Source organism: Nonomuraea sp. NPDC003201 (assembly GCF_053590415.1).
Genome location: NZ_JBSFTC010000517.1, coordinates 1 through 5,231, shown reverse-complemented (window position 1 = coordinate 5,231; position 5,231 = coordinate 1). Strand labels below are relative to the sequence as shown.

Genomic DNA, 5,231 nt, shown 5'->3' with positions numbered 1-5,231 from the left:
GGTTGCCGCTGCGCACGGCCGTCTCGAGCGCGGCGCGGTGGTGGGCGCGGGCCTGCGCGGCGTCCCCGTTCATGGCGGCGGTCCAGCCGAGTCCAGTGAGGATGCGGGCACGGATCCGGCTCCCGGTGATCGAGGCGTCCCCGCAGCCGGCCAGCGCCGCCTCGTACAGCTGCCGGGCCTGGTCGGGTTCGCCGGATCGGCGGGCGAGGTCGGCGAGGCCACGGCGGGCGTCGGCCAGCAGGTCCGGCGCGCCGACGGCGCGGGCGACCTCGGCCGCGCGCTCGTAGCCGGTCCCGGCGGCGGCGAGGTCACCGTCCTGGGCCAGCAGGTCGGCGCGGCGGGTGAGGAGGTCCGCGGCGTCCTCCGTACGGCCCAGCTCCTCGATGAGCGTGATGGCCTCGTCCATCCAGGCCACCGCGCGGGCCCGCTCACCGCGCCAGGCCGCGATCCCGGCGAGCTTGTCCAGCGAGTTCGCGATCGCCCAGCGGTCGCCCGACGTGCGGAATCCGGCCAGCGCGGCGGTGAGCGCGTCCTCGGCCGCGGAGGTCTGCCCGCCGAGCAGCAGCCGCAGTCCGTCGCCCATGCGCAGGAACGCCTGCGACCACGGGTCGGTGTCGAACAGGCGGTGCTGGAGCGCGGGGTCGACGTCGAGCAGGCGTCCGGCCACCGAGAGCAGGAACACGACGTGGGGTTGGCGCAGCGGCCGGTCGTGCGCGGCGAGGCCGGTGGCGGCGCGGTCCAGGTGGTCGCGCAGGTCGGCATCGGTGGAGTTGCCGGTCGCGGCGGCGGTCACCACGCAGCACGCGTACTCCTCGACTTTCTCCGCACCCGGAGCATGTTCGCCCAGCAGCCGGGCGGCGAGCGGGGCGGCCTCGCCGCGCAGGCCGCGCAGCCACCAGAACCAGGACAGGGCCGCGATCAGCCGCGCTGCCAGCGGCGGGTCGGCGGTGACGGCCCAGCCCAGTGCGGCCAGCAGGTTGCCGTGCTCGGCGTCCAGCCGCGCGAGCCGATCCAGCTGGCCGGGCCCCCGCAGGTGGTGGTCGGCGGCTTCGGCCAGCGCGGTGAAGCACTCCGCGTGCGCCCGCAGGCATTCCTCCCGCTCCCCGGTTTCGGCGAGCCGCTCCGCGCAGTACTCGCGCACCGTCTCCAGCATCCGATACCGGCCGTCGTGCGCCTCGACGAGCGACTTGTCCACCAGGCCGGCCAGCACGGCCGCCACATCGTCGGACCCGGCCGGCCCGTCCAGGCCGCAGACCCGCTCCGCGTCCGCCAGGGTGACGCCGCCCGCGAACACGGTGAGCCGGCGCGCGAGCGCCTGCTCATCCGGGTCGAGCAGCCCCCAGCTCCAGTCGACCACCGCGCGCAGCGTCTGGTGCCGGGGCGCCGCGGTGCGCTCGCCGCGCGACAGCAGCCGGAACCGGTCGGCCAGCCGCGCGTCCACCTCGTCCAGGGTGAACGAGCGCAGCCGGGCCGCCGCCAGTTCGATGGCCAGCGGCAGCCCGTCCAGGGCGGCGCAGATCCGCCGCACCGCGCCGATCGTGGCGGCGTCCACGACGAAGCCGTGCCGTACGGCGGCGGCCCGGTCGGCGAACAGCCGCACCGCCGGGCAGGCCAGCGCCTCGGCGAGCGCGGCATCGGGTGCGGGCACGGCCAGCTGCCCGACCGGGAAGAGGACCTCACCGGTGATGCCGAGCGCCTCCCGGCTGGTGGCCAGGACCCGCAGCGCGGGACAGGCGGCCAGCAGCCGGTGCGCGAGCCCGGCCGCGTCCGCGACGACCTGCTCGCAGTTGTCCAGAATCACCAGCACCGGCCGGTCGGCCAGCGCCGCGACGAGCCGATCCTCCGGCGGTCCCGACTCGCGCAGGCCCAGCGCGGCGGCCACGGCCGGCGCCACCTGCGCCCCGTCGCTCAACGCGGACAGGTCGACGAAGCACACCTCCCCGGGCACCCGGCCGCTCGCCTCCACCGCCAGCCGCGTCTTGCCGGTGCCACCCGGACCGGTCAGCGTGACCAGCCGTGATCCGGCCGGCAGCGCCGCGAGCTCGCGCAGCTCCTCCGCCCTTCCGACGAAGCTGGTGAGCTGGGCCGGCAGCCGCCGGAGCGCGGGGGCGGCCGCGGGTTCGGCGCGCAGGATGGCCAGGTGCGCCTCGGCCAGCTCGGCGGACGGATCGACGCCCAGCTCGTCGCCCAGGAACCGGCGGGCCTGCTCGTACGCGGTGAGCGCCTCCGCCTGCCGGCCACCGGCGTACAGGGCCCGCATCAGCAGCGCCCGCGCCCGCTCCCGCAACGGGTGCGCCTCCACGAGCTCGGTCAGCTCCGCGGCCACCGCGTGGTGCTCGCCCAGCGCGAGAGCGGCCTCGGCCCGGTCCTCCACCGCCGCCAGCCGCTCCTCCAGCAGCCGGGCGGCCGCCGCCTCGGCGAACGGCGCGTCCAGCACGTCGGCGAGCGCCGGCCCGCGCCACAGGTCCAGCGCCTGACCCAGCACCATCGCGGCGCCCGCCGGGTCCCCGCCGGCCAGCGCCTGCCTGCCCTGCCCGGCTAGCCGGGCGAACCGGTGCGCGTCCACCGCGTCGAGGTCGACCGCGAGCCGGTAGCCCGCCGGTCCGAACTCCACGGCCGCCCCGTCGCGCAGGCCTCGCCGGAGCCGGGAGACCTGCGACTGCAGCGCGTGCGCCACGTCGGCGGGCGCGTCCTCGCCGTACAGGCCCGCGGCCAGCCGGCCGACGCTCACCGGGCGACCGGCCTCCAGCAACAGCATCGCCAGCAGCGACCGCACCTGCGGGCCGCCCACCGCCACCGGGCCTCCGTCGGGCAGGCGCGCCTCAACCGGACCCAACACGCCGAACCGCATCAAAAGCCCCCGGCTTCGCACATGCCGGCAATTATCCCAGCCGCGAGCCGCTCAGCGCTCCGAGGTGGTCTCCCGTACCCAGGGCAGCGCCGGCCGCTCGACGAGCAGCGGGGCGGAGACCGTGGCCGAACTCCTCTGACCGCGCGGGCCGGGTCACTTCGACGAATCCTGAAATGGGGCTAAGAGCCGACTTTCCCCCATTACGGTGCGAGAAATGAACGCTGACCAGTTGCATGAATACGCGAACCAATTGCGTGACAATTTCTTGCGACTGCAGGATCAATCCCTGGAACTGCACCAACGCGCCCGAGCCCTGCAGGTCACCCACAGCTCGCCCGACGGCCTCGTCACCGCCACCGTGGGCGCCCGCGGTGACCTGATCCGGCTCGAGCTCGACCCCCGGGTCTCCCGCCTGCGGGACAGCGGCAGGCTGGCCGGCCTCATCACCGCCACCGTGCAGCAGGCCGCGGCGATGGCCCAGGAGGAGATCGTGCGGATGTTCGCGCCCCTCGTCCCGCCGGAGCAGATGCGGGCCCACCTGGATGGCGACCTCGACAGCGTGCTGGGGCACCTGGACGACCGGCTGCGCGAGATCGGGTAGCGGATGGCCGAGCACGTACGCATGGAGCGGTCTCAGGTCGAGGCCGGGCTCAAGGGCTGGCAGGGCCACGCCGCCGGACTCGGTGACGCTCTGCGCGACGCCACTGCCCGCATCGAACGGCTGAACGCCGCCGCCCCCTGGGGTGGCGACTCGGCCGGGCAGGAGTTCTACCGGGCGTACTCGGCCGAAGGAGGGCCCGACACGCTCATCGCCTGGGCCGGTCAGCTCATGAGAGACCACGAGGCCACCGGCGAGGGTGTACGGCAGACCGTGGAGACCACGAGCGAGGCCGCCTCCGCGCCGAAGGGCGATCGGGTGTGAGCGTCCACGCGGGGGCGGAGCACAACCGCAGCACACCGGTCACCAGCCAGCCAGGCGGTGGCGACGACACGATCGGCAGCGGCGGCTACGCGACCGACGTCACGCCGGCCTGGGGAGAGGGCGCGCCCGAGTGGGTGGACGTCCTGATCTCGCTGGTGGCGGCCGGGCAGATGTGGCCGGAGGGCAGCGAGAAGGGCCTGGCGGAGCTGGCGGTGGCCTTCGACGACCTGTCGCGGGCGGCGCTGGCCGGGCAGGACGTGAGTTCGCGGGCCACGATGCTGGACGGGTGGTCGGGCGGGTCGGCCGACGCCTTCCGCGAGCACACCGACGAGCTCGCGTCGGGGGAGACGGGGCTGGCGGGGATGGCGCAGGCCGCTCGGGCGTACGCGCTGCAGCAGGACTCCTTCGCGCGCGCCACGCAGTACGGCAAGCTGTCCATCAACGTCGGCTACTGGATCACGGTCAGCGCGGCCGCCGTCGGGGTCACGGCGAGCTTCCTCACCGCGGGCGCGACCACACCGCTGCTCGCCGCGTACGCGCAGCGGCTGCGTACCTTCCTCAACCAGGTGTTCGGCTCCCTGGAACGGGCGGCGGGGGCCGCGCGCGGGCTCACGACCGTCGCGCCGAAGCTCGCCGCCGTCCAGACGGCCCAGTTCGGCGGGCGACGACTCGGCCAGGGGCTGCTGGCCAGGGCGGTCACCAGCCACATGCTGCGCGAACTGCCGGAGGAGGTGGGCGAGGGCCTGCTCATGGACGGGCTCGCCCAGCACCGGCAGATGGAGCTCGGGACGCGTACGAGCTGGGACACCCGCATGACGGCCGCGAACGTCCTCGGCGACGCGGCCGGCGCCTTGCTGGCGTCCCGGGTCGCGCCCGCGGTCTCGAAGTACATCTCCGGCCTCCCCGGCCTGCGCCACCTCGACACCGCGGCCGGGGACGCCGGTGGGCTGGCGAACGTCCTCATGCGGTACCCCACCAAGGCCGCGAGCGCGGCCGCCACCAACGCGCTCGTCTCCGCCCCCGCCGGGATGATCTCCAACGGCGTCGTGTACGGCACCTGGCAACTCCCCACGATGGAGGGGCTGGTGGGCAGTATGGCGGCCGGCGCCGGCCGAGTGGGCACCATCAGCCCCCTCAGCACCGACGTCCTGTCCGCCCTCGCCAACCCGTCAACGGCCCTCGCCCGCGCGGAATCCACCGCCCTCGCCCAAGACCCCACCCCCTCGCCCTCGGCACCCACCGCCGGTTCCGGTCAGGGCGGGAGCACCCAGAACCCCGCCGCCCACGGGGCCGGCGGGGTCACCCCGATGACCACCACCCCACCCACCCCGGCCGGCGACGCACACGGGACCGGTTCGACAGGCACCCCCCAGCGCAGCGGCCCCACCTCAACACCGGCCGGCGCCCCCACCGCGTCGGCCCCCACCGCGTCGGCCCCCACCGCGTCGGCCCCCACCG

Annotated in this window: 4 protein-coding genes; 3 read left to right on the top strand and 1 reads right to left on the bottom strand. The window is 75.5% G+C overall.

The window, feature by feature from the left end:
* Positions 1-2,839: BTAD domain-containing putative transcriptional regulator (locus tag ACWDX9_RS59505; protein ID WP_449972555.1), on the bottom strand; the 2,839-nt coding region annotated here is incomplete at its 3' end.
* A gap of 277 nt (positions 2,840-3,116) precedes the next feature.
* Here ACWDX9_RS59505 and ACWDX9_RS59500 point away from each other — a divergent pair.
* From ACWDX9_RS59500 to ACWDX9_RS59490, 3 genes are all read left to right on the top strand, one after another.
* Positions 3,117-3,452, top strand: coding sequence for a YbaB/EbfC family nucleoid-associated protein (locus ACWDX9_RS59500; protein WP_350735536.1), 336 nt, complete (start codon positions 3,117-3,119; stop codon positions 3,450-3,452).
* Positions 3,453-3,473: 21 nt separating this feature from the next.
* Positions 3,474-3,773, top strand: a complete 300-nt coding sequence (locus tag ACWDX9_RS59495) for a hypothetical protein (protein WP_449972551.1) — start codon at positions 3,474-3,476, stop codon at positions 3,771-3,773.
* Positions 3,770-5,231, top strand: a 1,462-nt coding sequence (locus ACWDX9_RS59490) for a WXG100-like domain-containing protein (protein WP_449972548.1), incomplete at its 3' end; no start/stop codon positions are given. The genes ACWDX9_RS59495 and ACWDX9_RS59490, both read left to right, overlap by 4 nt.

What these genes read in the sequence shown, in the direction of transcription:
- ACWDX9_RS59495 (WP_449972551.1), top strand. Translation starts at nt 3,474, where the DNA reads ATGGAGCGGTCTCAGGTCGAGGCCGGGCTCAAGGGCTGGCAGGGCCAC.